Genomic DNA, 19,926 nt, shown 5'->3' with positions numbered 1-19,926 from the left:
CGCCATGCGCCTGATCCCCGATTCCGGCCTCCGGATACTGCGCGGCACTGCCCACTGGCAGTTGTGTGCGCTACGCGACACGGCGCGCGTCGACGACGTGGTGATGCTGGCGCCGGCTGCCGCGGTCGCCGACGACGGGGTTGCGGCCGCCGGACCCTTTGCCGGCGGCTATGCCGGAATGGTTTTCGACCAGCACTGCCGGCTCTTCCACCCGCGGCCGGAGGACGGCAAGGTCGACAGCGTGCTCTGGGGCGAGACGACTTCCCTCGGCGTCCATGCCGGCACGCCGCAGCCATTCGTGATTACCGCGGCCGGCACCGAAGTCGACGGCAGCGTCACCGGCGAACTGCCGCAGCGGCCGCTGGCGCTGGCGGCCGACAGCGCGGACTATCTGTACCTCGCGGATCCGGACAGCAAAGCGGTCTGGCTGGTCGACACCTGGCAGCAGGAAGTGGCGCGGCGAATCGAATTCGCCCACGCGCCAGTCGACCTCGCCGGTTGCGGTGGCGACGTCTTCGTCCTTCTCGCCGACGGTACGACGTGGCAACTGGCGGCCTGCGCGGAACCGCTGCGCACACCCTGGCCGGCGCTTCCCGGAGCCGAGCGGCTCGCCGTCTCGGCGGCGGCGCGCGGCGGGCATCTGGCCTGGGTGCTCGAGCGTGCCGGCCAGTTCGACGCCGCGCTGCACGCGCTTCACCTCGGCCAGTCGATCACCTTGCCGTTCTGTACCGACATCGCCAGCGAGGCCGAGCACCCCGAGTTCGGCGCCCTGCTCGTCGTCGCGCAACTGCCTGGCGACAACTTTCTGCGCCTGCGCCTGCTCGGCAATCAGCCGACGCTGCTGCCACCGCTGCTGGCGCCGCACTATGACGGACGCGGGATCGCGCTGGCGCCCGATTGCCGCATCGCCTACTGGACCGCGCAGGGCCTGCGCCATGCCGCACCAGCGCGCGCGCAATATCGTCAGCGCGGCCAGGTCTTTGCTTTCGCACTCGATTCCGAGCACGATCAGACGCCATGGGGTCGCCTCGTCGTCGAGGCGTGTATCCCCGTCGGCACCGGCATCCGTTTCCGCGCGTTCACTCGCGACGACCTGGAATTCGCCGACCCGATCGACGGCAAGGGCCTGGGCGGCGAGACGCCGGTGCTCTCGCAGCACACCTGGGACAGCGACGCGCGCGCAACGCAGGCGCTGTTCCGCGACCCCTCGCCGCGGCCTCTGACGCCGGCACCGGCCGACGGTTTCGCGCTCTACGACGCGCCACTGATCGCCTTGCCCGGTCGCTACCTGTGGCTGGTCTTCGAGTTCACCGGCACGCGCAGCAAGAGCCCGCGCCTGCGCAGCGCGCGCGTTGAGTATCCGGGCCACGACCTGCTGAAGAAACTGCCGCGCACGCTGTGGCGCGAAGCGGCGGCGCGCGACTTCCTCTACCGCTACCTGATGCCGCCGGCAGCGCTGCTCGACGAATGGCAGGCGGTTGCCGGCGACCGCCACCGCCTGCTTGATTCCCGGATTGCGCCCGAGTCCGCCTTGTCGTGGCTGGCCTCCTTCCTCGGTCTGGTCCTCGACGCGTGCTGGGCGCCGGCGGTGCAACGGCAGATGATCGCCGAAGCCGCGACGCTGTTCCGGACCCGCGGCACGCTCTCCAGCCTGCAGCGGATGGTCGAGATCCTCACCGGAGCAGAAGTCGTGATCATCGAGCACTTCCGCCTGCGTGGCGGTGGCGTCGTCGGCAACCCGCACGTAAATGCCTCGCAGGCCGTCCTCGGTGTCGGTTACCGGGTCGGCGGCGCGATCGGCGACCCGCGGCGACAGGCACTGGCCAGCGACAAGCCCGCTGCCGGCGATGACTTCGAGAACTTCGACGATTTCGCGCATCGCTTCACGGTCAGCGTCGTTGCCGCGCTCGACGCACCACAACTCGGCTGCGTTCGCCGCCTGCTCGAGTTGCACAAGCCGGCGCACACCGATTTCACCCTGTGCACTGCCGACAGCGGCATCCGCGCCGGGCTCGGCGCGCACCTCGGCATCTCTTCGGTGATCGGCAAGTCGGCGGGCTTCGCGGCGGGCGTGCTCGGCGACGCCGTGCTCGGTGCCGGCACCCTGCTCGGGCGGCCGGAACTCGATCGGGAGGCGACATGAGCCTGGCCATCGACCGCCTGCGTACCCGCTTCCACAGTTCGCTGCCGTTGCCGGCAGGACGTCGTGACGACTGGCTGGGGGCTTTCGCGGCAGCAGATGGCGACGCGCTCAGCGCCGGGCTGGTCGGCAACGACGAGTGGTTGTTCATTGCCCGCCTGCCCGTGGCCATGCGCTGGTCGTTCGATACCGAGGTGAGCGCGGTCGGTGCGCAATGGCAGGACGAACTGCGGCGTGCGATCGCACAGGCGCTGGCCGGCGAAGACGACTCGCTGCTCATCCGCTATGCCAGCCGGCGCGCGGCGATCGCCGACATGCTCTACCGCAGTGCGCTTGGCGAGTGCAGCCGGCAATGGGCGTGGCAGCGCATGCAGCTGATCGCGCGCGCCGGCTGCAGCGCCGACGCGGCGCTCGCCGCCGGGATTGCCCTGCTCGCCAGCGAGCCGCAGCAGGTGTGGCCGGTCATGCATCGGCTGCTCCTTGGCGAGCGCGCGACGGCGGCGCTCAGCGCGCTTTTGCGCGCCCTGCCGGCAGCGGCCTGGAGTAGTCTGCTGGCCGCCAGTCCGCGCACCGCTGCCTACGCCAGCGCCGTCAGCGCCGCAAAGTTCAGCGCCAGCGTGGCAAGCAGCAGCGAGTCGGCAAGCGCGCTGGCGGACGACCCGGCTACCCGCGACTGGCTGTCCTGGGCCGCGACGCGGGCGCCTTTTGCTGCCGAACATCTCGACATCCTGAGCGTTCTGCTGGCGGCACTCCGCTGGCCGGCGGCGGGGACCTCGGCGACTGTGGCGGGCCAACGCCTGGCCGCCGTGCGCGCCGAACTGAGGGCGGCGATCGGTGCCACGGAGCCGCTCAGGCTGGCCGTGCGCACGCCCACAGCAGGCGAAGCCGCGCGCCCTGCGACGGCGCCGCTGGCGGTTGCCGGCGCCGAGGTCGCGGGCAGCAGCGTCAGACCCTTGCCGCCGTTGCCCGAATTGCCGGATGTGTGCGCAGCGAGTGTCTGGCAGGAGACCGGCTGGGGTGGCCTGTTGTTCTGGCTCGCTCGCCTGCCGGCGAGCGGCGCGCTGACCTGGCTGGCCGAGCAGCCCGAGCTGCCGGCTGATGCCTTGCCGATGCTGCTGCGCGCGCTTGCCGATGGACTCGGGGTGCCCGCCGACGAAGCGGTGCGGCGGGCTTTCTGCGGCGGTGAGGAGCCTGCCGGCGAGATGCCGCCGCGGTTGGCCGAATACGCCGCGACGCTGGCCGACGCCTGGGCGGCCTGGCTCGCCGAGGCGGCGCCCGAGCTGGCCATCCCGCGCTTGCCCACGGTTTGCCGGCGGCGCGGCCGGATTCGCTGCGAGCCCGGCTGGATCGAACTCGCCTTGCCTCTCGATTCTGTGGACACCAGTACGCGTCGTCTCGGGCTCGATCTCGATCCCGGCTGGCTGCCCTGGCTGGCCTGCGTCCTGAGGATTCGCTATGACTGATCAAACCGCGCCGCGCGACAGTGCGCACCAGGAACTGGTCGGCGAGGTTCGCGCACACACCCGCCGGGAGCTTGCGCAGGTCGGCCTGCGCCTGGCGCGCAGCCTGACGCAGCGCTTCGTCGCCGACAGCGAAGGGGCGCCGGCGACGGGTCTTGGCGACCCCGCGCGCGACGCCGTGCTGCCGGCTCTGGCCTTCGCCGAGCGCTTCGCGCGCGAGCTGCCGCCTGCGCTGCAGCCACCGCCCGCGGCACACCCCCTGCTGCGCCTCGCCGGCCTGGCGCGCGCTCGCCAGTCGGCGGCGCTGTTCGAGGGTCTGCTCCTGCTCGCCTGCCTGCCGGAAGCGCACGAGGGTTTCGCGACGCTCTGCCGTCTGTTCCACCCGGCCGGGCTGCCGATGCCGACCGGCACGCTGGCCTTGCACTGGCTCGAATCGGAGAGCGCCGCCGGTGCCCGTGCCGTTCCGTTTGGCGTCCGTGACGCGGTCGAGGATCTGCTCCATTACTCGCCGTTCGCCAGCATGGGCCTGATCCGCCTGGTGGGGAGCGGGCCCTGGCACGGGCGCAGCCTGCAGGCTGGTCCAGGCGTCTGGGAGGCACTGATGGCGCGGCCGCCACAGCTCGACAACGGCGAACTGGTCGGCGGCTACGCGCAGGTGCCGGGGCTCGACGACTGGCTGGCGCTGCCGGCGGTCACCCAGGCGATCGTCGCGCTGCGCCGGGCTCTGCCTTGCCAGATCATGCTCGTCGGCGGCGATGCGGCGATGCGCGTGACACGCGTGCGCGCGCTCCTCGGCGCGGCGGCGGTGGTCGCCGTGCGCACGCGTAGCGACGGCGTCGAGGCGGACACGCGCGGCAGCGCGTGTGTCGACGGTTACGCCGCGGCGTTCATGCATCAGGCGTGCCTGTGGCTCGAGGCGCGCAACGACGAGGCGGCCGGCGATTCGGCAAGCGAACGGCTGAGCGCCAGGCTGGCGGCGGCACTGCCGAGCCTTCCCGAGCTGCCGCTGATTACCAGCGGGCATTCCGAGCAGCAGTCGCCGCTGCTCGGGCTGCCGCTGATTCGCCTGCCGGTGCAGGCGCTCGCGCCGGTTGCCCGCCGCCGCCTGTGGCAATGGCTGCTGCCCCAACTCGGCGAGCAGGCCAACGTCCTCGCCGCACGCTATCCGATCGACCCGGACGACGCGCGCGACGTCGTGCGCGATCTCGGATTGCGCCAGAGCCTGTCGCCACAACCGCTGGTGCTCGAGGAGGTTGGCGAATGCATCCGCGCCCGCACCACCTGGAGCAGCCGTCCGGGAATTCAGCGTGTGCTGCCGCGCGCCGGCTGGCCGGCGCTGCTCCTGCCGGACTCGGCGCGCCGGCAGTTGCAGCGCGCCGTGCGGCGGGTGCTGCAACAGATCACCGTGCTCGACGACTGGGGCTTTGCGCAGGGCCGTGGCGAGCGGCGCGGCGTGCGCATGCTCTTCTTCGGCACGCCGGGGACCGGCAAGACGCTGGCGGCCGAAGTCGTTGCACGGGCGCTCGGCGTCGACATGCTGGTCGTCGACCTGGCCAGCCTGGTGTCGAAGTGGATCGGCGAGACCGAGAAGAATCTCGCCGCGGTCTTCGACATCGCCGAACGTTCGCGGGCCCTGCTGCTCTTCGACGAGGCCGATGCCCTGTTCGCCAAACGCACGGAGACGCAGGACGCGCACGATCGCTACGCCAATCTGGAAACCGCCTATCTCCTGCAGCGGCTGGAGCGCTACGAGGGTGTCGCGGTATTGACGACCAATCTGCGCTCGAACCTCGACAACGCCTTTGCCCGTCGCTTCGAATTCATCGTCGAGTTTCCCGAGCCCGACGCGGCTGCGCGCGAAGCGCTCTGGCGGCTGCATCTGCCGGCCGGCGCACCGCTCGCCGACGATGTCAGCCTGCCCGAGCTGGCCGCGTGGTATGCGCTGTCGGGCGCGCAAATCAAGAGCGCGGCGCTGGCGGCGGCCTTCCTCGCCGCGGCAGCGGCCTGCCGGATTCATCAACGTCATTTCCTGCTCGCCGTCGAGAATGAATTCGACAAGGCCGGGCGTGCCCACCCGGGCTTTCCGCCGCATACCGTCTGGCCGGCCGAAGACGACGCCGACGACCTCGCCCCGATCACCCCGCAAGCACGCTGACAGGAGGAATTTCCATGCCCACGCTGACCCAATACTGGAACGACGAAGCCAGTCGTCTCGACCTCGCGCTGGTCGCCGAGCAAGCGTCGCTGGCGACGCTGCGCAACGCCCTGACGCTTGCGCAAGCGTCGCAGCGTGCGGCTGCGGATGCGGCGCGCAGCCAGGCCGATGCCGTCGCGGCGGCACGCCGGGCTTTGGCGGCGATCGCCATGCCGGCCGACGGCGACCCGCTGCTGGTGCGCATGGAGGACGCCTTGATCGGTTTGGCGGCAGCCCGCGTGGCGCTGGCCAATGGCGAACTCGCGGTGCAGCGGCTGCGCGCCGACCTGGCCGCTCGGCAGGGGCGTGCCGGCGCGCTCGCCAGCGAACTCGCCGAGGCACGACGGATGCTGGCGCAAGCCACCCAGGACGCGGCAACGCGTACGACAATGGGCGACGCGCTGACCACCGGCAGCCTCGCCGGCCTGGCTGCCGATGCCGCCGCGGCGCTGACCGGCTTCGGCGCCGATGCGCGCGCCCGCGTCGAGGGCGAATTCCCGGCCAGCGGCACGGCGGCCAAAGACTTCCTCAAACGCGTGCGGGCGCGGCGGGCGATCATCGAGGCATCGGCGACCAGCGCGGCCGGCGTCGAGACGGCTGCCTTCACGGCCAGCCACGCTGCGCTCGCGCAGGCGCAGCGCGCCTTCGACACGGCGCTGCAGGCGGTGAGTGCGCGCTTTCAGGCGGGGTCGGCGCTGGCCGCCGACGTGGCGACGCTCGAGCGCCTGGCGGCATTGCCGGTGGCGGTGCCTCCGACCAGCTTCCCGGTCCTGACGCCCTGGCAGCATGCCCGCCTGCACGACGCGAGCCGCAAGTCGGCGCGCGAAGCCGCTCTCGCCAAACTCAAGGCCGTCGATGACGCACAACTGGCGCTGCGCAGCGCGCAGGCCAGCTACGACCAGGCGCTGCACGCGGCCATGCAAGCCGAGCCCGACGCGACGCCGGCCCAGCTCGACGCGACGACGCTGAGCGTGCAGCGCGCAGCGCTCGACGGCAAGGCGGCCGATCTCGAAGCGGCGCGCACGGCAGTCGACGCCGGCGAGAGGGCAAGCCTGCAGGCCTGGTTCGCCGCCGTTCCAGACGCGCTCTGGGAAGCGCTGGAAAGCCTCGACAGCGCTCTGGCGCGGCTGACGCTGTTGTCCGGGCCGCCGGCAGCGGCCACGCTGCTGGCCGACCGGGATGCTGCCGAGGCCGCCCTGGTGAGTGCGCTCAGCGCGGCACGGCTGACGCAGCGCAAGGCGGCCGGGGCCGGCGCGGCGCACCTGCGGGCCAGTGCCGCGCAGTTGGCCGAAAGCGAAACGCAGCGGCAGCGTGCCGATGCGGTCGCCCGCAGCGCGTCCTTGTTCTGAGCACGGAGAAGACCATGAATGCGAACGACACCCCCGGACTCGGTTGCAGCGGGCTGCCGCTGATCGACCGTTGTGCGGCGAGCCTGCCCGACAATCCCCAGTGCGCGCCGAACTACCACTTCGGCATGCTGCTCGGCGTCGCCGACCTGCGCGCCGAGCAGGGTTTCCACGTCGGCCGCCTGCGCCGCCATCAGCGCCTGCTGCATGGCAGCGGTGTCGTCGCCGGCTATCCGGTGCGTTTCGACGCCGACGACTTCGAACTGCACGTTGGTCCCGGCTACGCGATCGACGCGTTGGGGCGCGACCTGCTGCTCGACAGCGAGCAATGCGTCAGTCTGCCCAAGTGGTGGGAAAAACACGCCGGCGACGACGAATTCGACGATATCGCCTCGGCCAAGGATGCCCGTTTCGACCTCGATGTCGTCGTCTGCTACGGCAGTTGTCTCGACCAGCCGGTCCCGGCGATCGCCGAGCCCTGTGCCGGCAGTGCGGCCGACATCGCCTACGCGCGACTCTGTGAAAACGCGCAACTGGCGCTGCTGCGCCATGTCGACGCGCCGCCTGCAGCCTCGCCGGCCCCCTATCACCTGCTCGGCCGCTGGCTGGGTCTGACCGCCGCGGCCACCGGCAGCGAAGGCAAGCCGCTGCCTGCCGAGCAGTGGCTCAACGACAGCCTGGCCGGCGTGCAGGCCTTGCCGGCCGCCGAGCAGGCGGCGGCGCGCGCCACGCTGCTGCGCGAGGTCAGCGCGCGCGCTGTTGCCGACATCTCGCCCTTCGCTCCGGCGCACGCGCCCGACGAGGCGGATCTCTGCCTGACCCTCGCCCGCCTGCGCGAGGTCCATGTCTGGCAGGACGCCAGCGGCTGGCAGGCCACGATCGGCAGCGTCGAACTCGCTACGCGCAACTCGCTGTTGCCGACGAGCCTGCTGCAGACCTTGCTGCTTGCCGAACCGCCGCCGGCAACGGCCGCCGCTGGCGCCGTCGTCGTCGCCGATGGCGCGACGCTGAGCGGCAGCGACGTCAAGCTCGTCTTCAGCCAGAAGCTGGCGCCGGCCAGCGTCCAGGCGGCGGCTTTCGGTGCCAGCGAGTACATCGACGACGAAGGCTGGAAGACCTTCACGCCGGCAGCGCCGGTATATGACGAAAGCGATCCCGCGCGACCCGGTGTGACGCTGACGCTCGACCGGGCGCCGGCCGGTTCGCGGTTGCGCATCACGGTCGTCGGCACGGGCAGCACACCGCTCCTCGGCGCCAATCTGATCCCCGCCGGTGCGCTGCATCCGGGCAGCGACGGTCGCAACCTCACCACCACCATCTTCAGGGGCTAGTCATGGGCAAAAACGAAATCACCGGCGAGACCGTCGAGATCAGCGTCAAGGACGGCGTCGCCTTCATCGAGCAGGCGAGCCCACTGACCCGCCTGCATTACTTCGACGGCCAGTTCCTGCGCGCCGACGCCTTCGCGCTCGAACAGGATTACCACCGCACACGCACGCGCCTGGCCAATCTTGCCGGTGGCTGGGGCGTGGTGCATGGCCTGGGAGTCGCCATCAGCGGCGCGCAGCTCACTGTCGGCGCCGGCTTGGCGGTGACCGCCGCGGGCAACTTCGTTCTCGCCACGGGCGAGATGCAGGCGGCAATTGCCGACTTGCTGGCCACCGCCGCGCCGGCGCCGGCGAGCGGCAACGCCGACTTCGCCGATTGTCTGGAAGCGGGCAAGGGCGGGGTCACGGAAACCACCGGGCTGGCCATCTACGAGATCACCGTCGGCCCCGTCGAAGGGCAGTGCGGCAACGAGCCGGTCTTCGGCAAACTGTGCGAGAGCGCCTGTGCGAGCGACTCGCGGCATCCGTGGTGGCGCGAAGGCGTCGTCCTGCGCCTGCGCCCGGTCAACCTGAAACTGCCGGCGAGCAGCGCCGTGGCGATGTCGCTGGTGCATCTGCGCAATCGCGTCGCTTCCGGTTATTTTGCCGCCGAGCCCTGGCTGACGGCGAGCGCCGTCAGTGCCGCGGGTCTCGCCGGCAATCTCTGGTGCGAGCCGGCCGCTCTGTATGGGCGCGACGAAGTGGTGATCGGCCTGCTCGTTCGCGAAGCCGGCATCAATCGCGTTCTCGACGCCTGGAGCGGCCGCCGCGAGCGCATGGATACGCAGGCGCGCGGCTACTGGCAGGGACGCATGACGATGCGCCCGTGGAACGTCTTCGTGGCGCAGATCCTGCAATTCCAGTGTCAGCTCAGCAGCCTCTTCGACGCCGGCAGCGTGGTCATCACGCCGGCCGACGACTGCGCCGAGTTACGCCTGCTGCTCGACAAGACGCGCAAGGAACTCGAAGCCCTGCAGAAGAAGTATCGTGACAGCGCCGAGAAGATCGTCCAGTCGTTTGCCGACAAGCCCAGCAAGAAGGGCGCGCTGGAAGCTGCCAACGAGGTGAAGATTGCCTATTCCGAGCTTTACGACCTGAGCAGTCAGCTTGCCGGGGCCGAGTTGGGCAAGGGCGTCCTGCCGGCGCAACGCATGCTCATCAACGCTGGCTTCATCGAGTTGCCGCCCGCCGGTTACCTGCCGGTAGCGGCCGGCAAGGTGGCGCTCGAGGAGCAACTCGCGCGCATCTTCGGTGAGGGGGTTGCGCTCCACTACCACGCGGTGCGTGCCGACGAGATTGCCCACTTGTTGAGCGAAGCGCAGCACCTGCAGCGCATTTCACTGACGCATGGCATCGACCGACCCGGTGAACTCGAGGAGGTCGAGATCTTCGTTCCCGACGGCCAGGTGGTCGACCTGCAGGCGCAGGCTGCCGGCACCTGGTGGCAGGTCGATATGCGGGCAGCGGCGCTGACGGTCTTCGACTTCGGGAGTGACGACGGCAAGTACGAAGCCGTGGACAAGGCATTCGCCGCGCCAGCCGAAGCCGCGGCGGCGGCCGATGGCACCACCGGTGCCGCCGCCGCGAATGCGGACTTCCAGGACCATGCCGGCAGCAAAGCCGACACGTCGCTGGCTACCCTGACGCTCTCGGGAATGGCGCGCAGCGAAGCGCGCGACGATGGCAGCTATGGTCTGACGCTGACCACCTCGACAGATCCAGCGGAGATTGCGGATCTTGCCCTCGACCGCAAGCAGAACCTGGGACGGCGTGTCGGTGGTTTCAGCGTCTATGTCGCCGGGGACGTGAGCGGCGATCCTTTCGATCTTGGCATCGGCGACGCGCTTGACGTCAAGGCGGAGCTGCGAGTGATCGCCGATGGCCGGGGCACCGCCGGCGCGGTGGCTGGCCAACTGACGGTCCTGTCGCGCCGGTCTGTGGACAGTTATGTCGAGTTGCTGGTGCAGATCGACATGGTGGCGATTACTACGGTGCATGGCGGAACGGAGACGCCGCGGCCGGACACCCGCCGCAGTACTTTGCGCCTGGCGATGCTGCGTCGGGGCGACGGCGACACCGGCAGCTTCATCCTCGACGATCAGCGGCACGACCCGGCGAGTTCGCCGGTGTTCGTCGACTGGCAGGACTCGCCGCGCCGCGCCACCCTCTCGGTGAGCACCGCCAGCGAGGCCGGCAAGGCCGTGTTGCAGCAACTGGTGCGCGCGCTGGTGAGTACCGATGCTTCGCTTTCCACCAGCGCGATGCTGGTGGCGCGTCAGGAGTTGCTGGTGATGAGCGCCCTGGCCGGCATGCCCTCGCCGGCGAGCGCGCTCGGTGTGTCGGTGATGAACACGCTGCTGGCCATTGCCGAAGTGACCGACGATGCCGCTTTCCTGGCTCGCGCGCGCCGGCGCCTGTTTCCGACGCTGGGCGTGCTGCCGGCGCAGCAGGTGCGCGCGGTGCAGGACTGGGTGATGTTCCGGCGTGCGCGTACGCATCTCTGCGGTCCGCTGTGCGCGCCGCTCGTCGTCCCGGCGGTCGAGGCCTTCCAGGTCTGGCACCTGCGGCTGGAGACACTCAAGGATGTCGACCTTTTGAAGGCCGCCCTCGACAAGGGCGATGCCGAGATCCTCGCGCGCTTCAAGTTCCAGCGCGTGGGTATTCTGCGCTTCCGTGACGAGAGCACCTTTGCCGAAGAGTCCGCCGACCGCGTGTTGGCGATGTGGCGGCTGGCGGCGCCGGCGCCGCAGGTGGTCCTCGGGCGAGTCTGGGAAAGCGCGCCGGCGACCGGGCAGGGCTGGCAGAACCACTTCCGCCTGCGCAACATGCTGCAGCAGATCGCCAGCCTGACCAAGCCGCCGGCGGCCGGCGAAGGGGCGCTGGCGGCTGTTCCGCCACCACCGCCGCCGCTCGCCGATCGCGCGCTCGATGGCGGCATGCTGGTGGTCAGCGTGCTCAGCGGCGAGACACGCAACGCACTGCTGATCTACGGTAACTGGGATGCCCCGAACCATTACCTGACCAAAGAGGCTCCGCGCAGTCCCATGGAGTTTTCCGACAACGCGCCGCAAGGCTCGGCACTGGCCAACTTCATCGCCTCGCTGAACGCCGACCAGCCAGTGCGTGGCGTCACTCTGGCAACGACCAAAGCAGCACCCGATGCCGGCGCTGCGGCGCGCCTGAAGACCGTGGTCGAAGCACTGGTGGCCGCCGGCAAGCCGGCTCCGGCAGCCGCCCGTCAGGTCGTCGAACAGATCAACACGCACGACCGCGGTCAGCTCAGCGAGATCGGGCTCGTCCCCGACGACTACGACGAAGTCATCTTCTTCGAACTCAACGACGGTTGATGAGGCCGACCAGCGATGCCTGCCGCCGCCCCGCCCGCTGCTGACTTCAAGAAACCGGCGACGCCGTCCGCGGCGGCCGGCCAGGCCGAACACGGCAAGAACCCGGCGGCCGCGGCAAGCAAGCCGGGGGAGCGGCAGGCCGACGCTGGCAAGCAGGCTCGGCAGGGGCCCGCTGGCGCGCCGCCGGCAACGGCGAAAGCCGGCGCGGCGGTACCTGCCAGCGGCAACCAGCAACGCTTCGACCGCATGGCCGTGCGCGCCAAGCTGGCGGTCAGCGAGCCGGGTGATGCCGTCGAACGCGAAGCCGATGCGGTTGCCGAGAGAGTCATGCGCATGCAGGAGTCGGTGGCTGCGCCGGCAGCGGCGCGTGGCGCTGCCCCGGCGAAACCGGCGGAGATCAAGCGCAAGGAAGATCCCCGGGCACGCGACCCCGCGCAAGGTGCTGCGGCGTCTGCCCCAGGCACCGGAGCAGCGGCGGCAAAGGTACAGACCGGCGCCGGTGGCCAGATCGCTCCAGGGAGCAAACCGGAAAAGGCGGCAGGACCTGGCGTGGCGCCTTCACTACAGCCGCCAGCAAACGGCCCCGCTGGCCGTCAGGAGGCGGCACCGATCTCCCGTGCGGTCGCCCAGCAGGAGCCGCAGACCACAGGCAGCACGCCACCCGCCGAGGAAACCGGGGGTGCCGAGCCGGTACGTGGTGCCGATGTCGGCAGTTCCATCAAGGACCAGCGGGGCCAGGGCGAGCCCCTGAGTGAGGACGTGCGTGCCCGCATGGAAGGCCAGCTCGGGCACGACTTCAGCCAGGTACGCATCCATCAGGACTCACGCGCCCACCAGTTGTGCAGGCATTTGGGCGCGCTCGCCTTCACCACCGGTAACGACATCTTCTTCGCTCGCGGCCGCTACCAGCCGAACAGCAAGGCAGGGCTGGCGCTGCTCGCCCATGAGCTCGCGCACGTGGTGCAGCATCAGGATTGCGGCCCGGTGATCGCACGCAAGATCGATCCGGAGATCGAAGACAAGTACAAGCCACGCAACCAGACGGCGACGGATGCCGCGCTCAAGGCGCTTGACCAGCTCGACATTCCCGCCGTAAAGGCGCGCCACCTGCCGCTCTACCAGGGCAATGCCTCAAGTGGAAACCTCAAGCGCAAGCGCGGCTACAGCCGTGGCAATCCTGCTCAGGTCGGCGTCTGGAATTCGGGCATCACGATCAGCGAAGCCACGATTCGCCAGAAGCTCAAGGACAGGGGCCTCAAGAATGTGCCCGACGATGCCGGCGAGTCTTTCAAACTCCAACTGGGCAACAAGAAGAAACCACAATCCAAGAGTATTGCGCAGTTGCAGAAGCTGCTGAAGATCCCGACCTGGACACGCCATGGCATGCCGGTGACGAATGGCTTCCAGGTCGATCACATCGTCGAGCTGCAGGTCTCGGGCGAGAATGGTACCGGCACGGGCAACAGCCTGGGGAACATGGAGTTGCTCGACCAGCCCAGCAACAGCAGCTCTGGTGGCGCGATTCGCGGCGCGATCTACAGCAAGGTTGACGCCTACCTCAACAGCTTCAAGGCCCCACAGCCCAAGCGCAAGACCTTCCTCAAGCAGCACGATCTCGTTTTCGGAGGCGTCGGCGCCAAGCTCAAGTCGGGCGCCAGCGCAGCCGACAGCGCCTGGTGGAACCTGACGGAGATCAAGGAAGCCAAACCGCTGGAAACCGCCGAGGCGACGCCGGATGTAGACGAAGAGGGCACCGACAAGGAATTCCTCCTGGCCGATGCGCCTGGGGGAATCATCATCCAGCGCATCAGCCACAAGAGCGGCCCGGGCAGCTTCGCGATCAGCGGCACGGCGCAATCCGCCATCTCCGGCCTCACCCTCAAGACCATCAACATCACCGAAGCAGCCAAGCAAGGCAGCGGAAATGTAGGCTCGATCGACGCCACCTGGAAGCTGCCCAAGAAGTGGTCCCACGCCAAGCCGGATGTGGCGCTCACGCTCAGCGGTGACGGGAAGTATCGCGGCTACCCCGCCAAGCTCGGCAAGCAATCGCTCCACTTTGAAAACCTGAGCCCGGTCGAGTTCGATGATATCCAGATCGATGATGGCAAGATCCTGGGCGAAGGGAAGCTGACGCCCTCGCTTCCCCTGCTCAATGCCCCGATCATGGTGCGGCTCGATGGCGACGACATCGAGTTCTACATCGAATTCAGCTCCGACCAGATCAATCTGAGCGCACCGGGCGTGACGGTCGATGAGGCCACGGTGCAGGCCGCCTACTCCGTAGCGCAAGGCTTCAAGCTGGGCGGCGAGATATTCTTCACCATCACCAATGTGGCCGACGGCTCGCTCAAGGCCACCTTCGCACAAGGCAGCGGCCTGTCGGTCGAAGGCAAGGTCGACTTTCAGAGCGAACTGTTCGACAAAGCCACCATCGCCGCCTCGTGGAGCGAGAAGGAGAAGTTCGGCGCCAGGGGCGAACTGGAAATCTCCAAGCCGGGCAAGATCAAGGGCATCAAGGCGGCCAAGCTCACCGTCGGCTACACCCAGCAAAGCCAGACCTTCACGGCCTCCGGCAATGCCGAGACCGATATCCCCGGCGTCAAGAACTTCACTGCCGACGCCAGGTTTCAGGACGCCGAGAACTTCAGCATCACCGGCAAGGCCGAGCTGGAAAAGCTGCCCGGCATCAAGAGCGGCAATCTCGACATGACGCTCGCCAAGGCCAAGGGTGCGTGGTCGCTGGAAGGCAAGGCCAGCGCCGTGCCCGACCTGCCCAAGGGTCTCAGCGGCAGTTTCGAAGGTAGCTACAAGGATGGCCTGGTCGACCTCAACGGCAAGCTCGGTTATGAAGACAGCAAGGTGTTCTCGGGTAGCGAGATATCGGTCGGCGTCACCAACGGTGGGGCGAGTGACGACGGCAAACCGCTTGCCAAGGGTGGTGGCAAGACCTACGTGGTGTATGGCAGCGGCAAGCTCAAGGCCAAGCTGACCGACACCATCACCGGTGAGGCCAACATCAGGCTCGACAAGAGCGGCAGCGTCTGGATCAGCGGCACCATTACGAAGGCCGAGGCCAAGCTCTTCGAGCGCTTCCCCAAGGAAGAGGATTCCCGCAAGACGCTCTTCGAAATGACCTCACCCAAGATCCCGGTACCGGGCTTGGCCATCTCTGTGGGTAGCGTGGCCGTAGGCCTCAATCTCTCGCTCAAAGGTGGCCTGTACAGCGATGCCTGGGTGGGGCCGGGCGGCTTCAAGAACATCAGCATCGGAGTCAAGGAATTCAATCCGGCCGAGACGACGATCGACAAGCTCAAGCTGTTCGGCGATGCGAAGTTCGAGGTGCCTGCCTATGCCGGGCTGGCCGCCGACCTGGATGCGCGACTTACCCTTGATGCCGGCATCGCCTCGGTGGGTGGCAGCGTGGGCGTCGAGGGCAAGGCGGGGATCGCACCCAAGATCGAGGCCAGTCCGAAGTTCTCCTGGAGTTACGACGATGGCCTCGACGTGGAGAGCGCTGTCACGGCCTCGCTGACGCCCGTGCTTTCGCTGGGCATCAACGGCAAGCTGTTCGCGGAAGCCAACCTCATGGTCAAGACCATCACCTTGTGGGAAAAGAAGTTCGACGGCCGCAAGTTCACGCTGGATCCCAAACTGTCGCTCTCCGCAACGATCTCGGCGGGCTACAACACCAGTGCCGGCAAGGTGAGATTCGGCCGGCCGGAGTTCAAGACGCCCGACATCAACGTCAGCGAACTGATGGGCAACATCATGGGCAAAGGCGACGAGCGCGTCGAAACCCATTATGACGAAGAACTCGGTATCTGCCGCCGTCGCGAATCCGGAGCGACCTCCCTAGCGGGAGCCGCCGATGCTAACCCAAACGGTGTACCAGCACCGCGCGATGCCATTGCCGCCCCCGGCATGCGTAGCGCCGCGCCAAACCCCCACGCCACTGCGCAACAACTCGATCGCGCCCAGCTTCTCGAACAGATCGGCGAAGGTGTCCCCCTGCCCGACCGCATTCGCAATGACTTCGAGCAGGCCATGGGCGTCGACCTGAGCCCGGTACGCATCCATACCAACCCTGGCGCCTTCGACACGGCCCGATCGCTGCAGGCGCGCGCCTTCGCTTTCGACATCCACATTGTGTTCGCGGCGGGTGAATTCCAGCCGCACAGGCCCGAAGGCAAGTCACTCCTGGCGCATGAGCTGACCCACGTACTGCAGTCGCGTGATGGCCTGACCGACATTGCGCGCGCCGTCGATCCGGAATCGTCGACCACGCACGAGGGCCGAGAACCGATCGCCCATGAGCTGGCGCACGTAGCGCAGCAGCAGGGCGGCGGCGATCCGATCGTTCTGCGCTGGCCGGCGGTGACGCGCACGCCGGCGCAGACCTCCGAGACGCCGGCGAGCATCCGGGCGATGACGCTGTCCGGCTTCTCGATGCTTACCGAGAGCCAGCTCGATTGGGCGACGAGCCCGGCCTTGCAGGCCGATGCGGCGGCGCTGGCGGCGTTCCGCGACCTCGATCGCTTTGCCGAGCGGCCGAACGTCCTCGCGGGGGCCGGCGATCTCAATGTCGGCGACATCATCACCAAGGGCATCCCGGCGATTTACGCGCCGCTCGAAAAATACGCCGAAGGAGCGGCGACCGACCACACCGCGTGGCTGCGTTCGACCAGCAACATCAACGAGGCCGAGAGCTGGGGGCGCGATCTGACGACGCTGGAAGCCGCCTGGCCGGCGGCCAACCTGTCGCTGGTCATGCGCGCGCCGCCGAATCCGGCAGCGAGCAAGGGACCGTTCGAGAAGCTCGTAGATCCGGCGGCGCCCGAACTGACTAATTTCGTCAGCTACCTGACGAGCTGCACGCCGGTCCTCTCGGCCAACGACGGCAGCGAAGTCGATTCGTTTCTGGATCTGCGTCGCGAAGGTGCCCTGCCGCATACCTATCACGGCCGCATCAACTATGCGCGCACCTATCACCATTTCACCAAGGGAACGCTCGACGGTCTGGTCGGCAACGAGGCTTGGCCGCCAGTGGCACAGTGGTCCTGGTCGCCGTTGCGGCGGCCGTTGACCGTCGTGCTCTACCCGGCAGTCGATGACAACGGGGCTTTCCATCGCAATCTTGGTCTGCAGGCGATGGTCACGAGCAGCGACATCCTGACCATCGTCATCGAAGGGCATGCGACGGTCGGCGGCTATCAGTCGCAACTGGCGCCGGTCGCCGCGCGCTATGGCATTAACGGCCAGATCCACCAGGCTCTGATCGGCGGGCACGGCAACTCGACGGTACTCAATCTGGCCGGCAGCGCCGGCGCGGCGATGACCGTCGACGCCCTCGGCACCAGCGGTGCGACGGGCGCCAACACGACGGCCCTGATGACGGCACTGACCGGCTTGATGAGCGGTAATCCGGCGCAGCGCCGGATCGTTCTCGATGCCTGCCTGACCAACTCGCACGCCGTCGGCACGGCGCTGCGGGCCTTGCCGGCGGACGCCGCCGCCGACGTCAACACGGCGATTGGTGCCGACCCCAGCCTGCGCGACGTGGTAGCGACAGCGGCCGGTCCAGGCGCCACGGTGCTTGGCGCCGACGCGTCGTTCGCGCCCTCGCAAACCACCTTCCTCACCCCCGGATCGACCGACATCGGCCTGAGCGTGCCCGGCGACCCCGATCTGGTCGCCGACAAGCTGGTTTACGTCGAATTCGGGACCGAACCGACCGGCTGTCTGCGCGCCGTACTCGAGTGCTGGGCCCGCGACCAGATCGCCGGCACGCACGCCTGCCGCGATGCCATGTTGCGCCGGATCGGCGCCGGGCGATCGACGCACGTCGCCGCGGCGGCGACAGATACCTGGCGCGAAAGCGTCATCCAGCCGCTTTACGATCTGGCCGCCAACCACTATTGGGGCAGCGGCGAGGCCATCCGTCAGCTTGGCGAACTGGCCGACCGGATTTTCGTCCTGTACATGGAGAACCACTCGTCTGCCGCCCAGATCGACAACGCGCTGGCGGTGATCGCCGGCAATGTCGCGCACGTCAATCAAGTATTCGGCCGCGTCACCGCCGACCCGACGAGTACCGGGAACATGCGCGTCGCGATCACGCTCGAGCAGGTGTGGATGCAGTACAACCACGCGCGTCGCGGCCAGTTCATGACCGAACTGGCCCGTTACGGCAGTTGCGCGCTGGCTTCCCCACACGTCGACATGAGCCTCGTCATGCCGCAACTGGCCGATCTGTTGCTCTTGCCACCGGTGGCGGCCCAGCTCAAGGTCGCCTTGCTGGCGGCACGTCATGCGCCGGTGAGCTCGCCACCGCCGTCGCCGCTGCCGGCGCACATCGCTTACCTGCGCGGCCTGCTCGGCGCCGGTCCGACGTTCCCGGCGGCAGCCGGTATTGATGCCGCGCTCGGTCCGCTGGGCTCCGAGGAAGACATCCTCGCGGCCATCGGCCGGCCGCTCGCGGGGGCTCCCGATCCGACCCGCCCACCCAATGCCAACATCAATCTCGGGCGTGCCGACGTGCCCGACCAGAACGAGTTCGCGGTGACGCCCCTGCGCCGGAACGGTGTGGTAGCGACGGTGCGCGACGATCTGATGGTACGCAGCCGCCCCACCACCGCGACGAACGCCAACATCTTTGCGCGCCTGCCCGGCGGTACCCGCGTGCAGGTCATCGGTGAATTCCAGACCTGGTACGTCATCGAGCAACCGGGCAGCACCGGCTTCGTGGCCAAGCGCTACATCACGCTGCTGCCCTGACCGGTCTGCGAAACGCCCCGGGTCCGGCAGGCCAGCGGGAGGAGAAATCCGGATCGGCCCCGCATCGGCACGCGCTCGCCCGGTAGCGGGATGTGCGTGCCGCCCTTGCGGCGTTCGCCGGCCTCAGAGCCGTTCGAACGGAATCGGCTTGCCGGTGAGGAATCCCTGGATGAGCCGGAAGCCCATGTCGCGGCAGATCTCCGCCTCGGCTTCGAGTTCGATGCCTTCGGCCAGTGGCACCGAGCCCAAGTCGAGCACCAGCTTGACGAGATCGCTGACGACGCGCCGCTTGCGGTCGCCGGCGAGGTGGATGTCGTGCAGCAGTCCCATGTCGAACTTGACGAAATGGGCCGGCGCTTCGCCGAGTTCGCTCAAGCGTGCCTGACCGGCGCCGAAATCGTCGTAGGCGAAGCGCACGCCGATATCGCGAAAGCGTGCGGCGAGATCGATCAGGCGCGCGGTTTCGGTCACCGCGGTCTCATGGATCTCGATCACCAGATCCAATTCTGGCTGGTGGCGGCGCAGATGGACCAGCGAGGCGAAGAACTCCCTGCTGAACGTTTCTTTCGGATGCGTGTTGGCAAACAAGGGAAAGCCCGGCAAGCGTGGTGCAATCTCCGCCAGGCTGAAGCGGCGGAAGGCGACGCTGAGCTCGACTTCGCGATCGAGTGCGGTGGCCAGCGAGAAGAGGCGAATCGGTGCCGACGGCAGTCGCGGGTGGTTGGCGCGACCGAGCAATTCGTAGGCGACGGTCTTCCTGCTGATCGAATCGACGATCGGTTGCGCGGCGCCCGACACGCCCTCGCCATCAAGGAGATCGAGGAACTCGGGCTCGTTGGGAACGAAGAGTTCCGAAAGCGCCAGGCCGTTGGGCACCAGCATGGTTCCCATCTGGTCGATGCGCGTCTGATCCAGCGCACGCATGCGCACGCGGAATTCGGCGGTTCCGAAATGCACGATGTCGTTCTCGTCGAGCAGGCACGAGCCTTCGATGCGGCGGCGACCGACGAAACTGCCATTGGTACTGTTCAGATCGGTCAATCGCAGGCGACCACTGATGTCCGCCGTCATTAGCGCGTGATTGCGGCTCAGGCCACGCGAAGCCAGCACCAGATCGTTCTTGGCATCACGGCCGATACGGAACGGCAATGGCGTGATCGGATAGGTGAAATGCGAGCCATCCGCGGCAATCGACTCGAGGAACCACTGCCTTTCCACGCTAAGCTCCGCTGATCATTGTGAAGGGGTAGTGACGGTTCCTGCAGTTGATCGTGAAGGCCATGTCAGGGTGTTGG

At 68.3% G+C, this 19,926-nt stretch carries 8 protein-coding genes; 7 read left to right on the top strand and 1 reads right to left on the bottom strand.

Going from position 1 to position 19,926, the window contains the following annotated elements; translation table 11 throughout:
- The first annotated feature begins 4 nt into the window (after window positions 1-4).
- Genes CAP2UW1_RS18180 through CAP2UW1_RS24090 form a run of 7 tightly spaced genes read left to right on the top strand, consistent with a single transcriptional unit; the run spans window position 5 to window position 18,631 of the window.
- Window positions 5-2,143, top strand: coding sequence for a phage tail protein (locus CAP2UW1_RS18180; protein ID WP_015768086.1), 2,139 nt, complete (start codon window positions 5-7; stop codon window positions 2,141-2,143).
- On the top strand, window positions 2,140-3,603 hold the full coding sequence (locus CAP2UW1_RS18175; protein WP_015768085.1) for a hypothetical protein: 1,464 nt from the start codon (window positions 2,140-2,142) through the stop codon (window positions 3,601-3,603). Before CAP2UW1_RS18180 ends, CAP2UW1_RS18175 begins: the two co-directional genes overlap by 4 nt.
- On the top strand, window positions 3,596-5,755 hold the full coding sequence (locus CAP2UW1_RS24095) for an ATP-binding protein (protein WP_015768084.1): 2,160 nt from the start codon (window positions 3,596-3,598) through the stop codon (window positions 5,753-5,755). The genes CAP2UW1_RS18175 and CAP2UW1_RS24095 overlap by 8 nt, the downstream gene beginning before the upstream one ends.
- 14 nt (window positions 5,756-5,769) lie before the next feature.
- Window positions 5,770-7,143, top strand: coding sequence for a hypothetical protein (locus CAP2UW1_RS18160; protein ID WP_015768083.1), 1,374 nt, complete (start codon window positions 5,770-5,772; stop codon window positions 7,141-7,143).
- A gap of 14 nt (window positions 7,144-7,157) precedes the next feature.
- Window positions 7,158-8,471 carry a hypothetical protein gene (locus CAP2UW1_RS18155; RefSeq protein WP_015768082.1) on the top strand — a complete coding sequence of 438 codons (1,314 nt, stop codon included), beginning with the start codon at window positions 7,158-7,160 and terminating at the stop codon, window positions 8,469-8,471.
- Between the two features lie 2 nt (window positions 8,472-8,473).
- Window positions 8,474-11,854: a hypothetical protein gene (locus CAP2UW1_RS18150; protein WP_015768081.1), complete on the top strand. Its 3,381-nt coding sequence runs from the start codon at window positions 8,474-8,476 to the stop codon at window positions 11,852-11,854.
- A gap of 15 nt (window positions 11,855-11,869) precedes the next feature.
- Window positions 11,870-18,631, top strand: coding sequence for an eCIS core domain-containing protein (locus CAP2UW1_RS24090; RefSeq protein ID WP_015768080.1), 6,762 nt, complete (start codon window positions 11,870-11,872; stop codon window positions 18,629-18,631).
- A gap of 123 nt (window positions 18,632-18,754) precedes the next feature.
- On the opposite strand, the gene CAP2UW1_RS18140 is transcribed toward CAP2UW1_RS24090, so the two are convergent.
- Window positions 18,755-19,849, bottom strand: coding sequence for an EAL domain-containing protein (locus tag CAP2UW1_RS18140; RefSeq protein WP_015768079.1), 1,095 nt, complete (start codon window positions 19,847-19,849; stop codon window positions 18,755-18,757).
- Window positions 19,850-19,926 lie beyond the last annotated feature (77 nt).

Source organism: Candidatus Accumulibacter phosphatis, assembly GCF_000024165.1.
In the GTDB taxonomy this organism is placed as follows: domain Bacteria; phylum Pseudomonadota; class Gammaproteobacteria; order Burkholderiales; family Rhodocyclaceae; genus Accumulibacter; species Accumulibacter phosphatis.
The sequence above is the reverse complement of the archived record's forward strand: the minus strand, read 5'-3'. Positions and strand labels throughout refer to the sequence as shown.

Bases quoted from the DNA above. Each gene is read 5' to 3' on its own strand.
- CAP2UW1_RS18180 (WP_015768086.1), top strand. From the start codon at position 5: ATGCGCCTGATCCCCGATTCCGGCCTCCGGATACTGCGCGGCACTGCC.
- CAP2UW1_RS18175 (WP_015768085.1), top strand. From the start codon at position 2,140: ATGAGCCTGGCCATCGACCGCCTGCGTACCCGCTTCCACAGTTCGCTG.
- CAP2UW1_RS24095 (WP_015768084.1), top strand. From the start codon at position 3,596: ATGACTGATCAAACCGCGCCGCGCGACAGTGCGCACCAGGAACTGGTC.
- CAP2UW1_RS18160 (WP_015768083.1), top strand. From the start codon at position 5,770: ATGCCCACGCTGACCCAATACTGGAACGACGAAGCCAGTCGTCTCGAC.
- CAP2UW1_RS18155 (WP_015768082.1), top strand. From the start codon at position 7,158: ATGAATGCGAACGACACCCCCGGACTCGGTTGCAGCGGGCTGCCGCTG.
- CAP2UW1_RS18150 (WP_015768081.1), top strand. From the start codon at position 8,474: ATGGGCAAAAACGAAATCACCGGCGAGACCGTCGAGATCAGCGTCAAG.
- CAP2UW1_RS24090 (WP_015768080.1), top strand. From the start codon at position 11,870: ATGCCTGCCGCCGCCCCGCCCGCTGCTGACTTCAAGAAACCGGCGACG.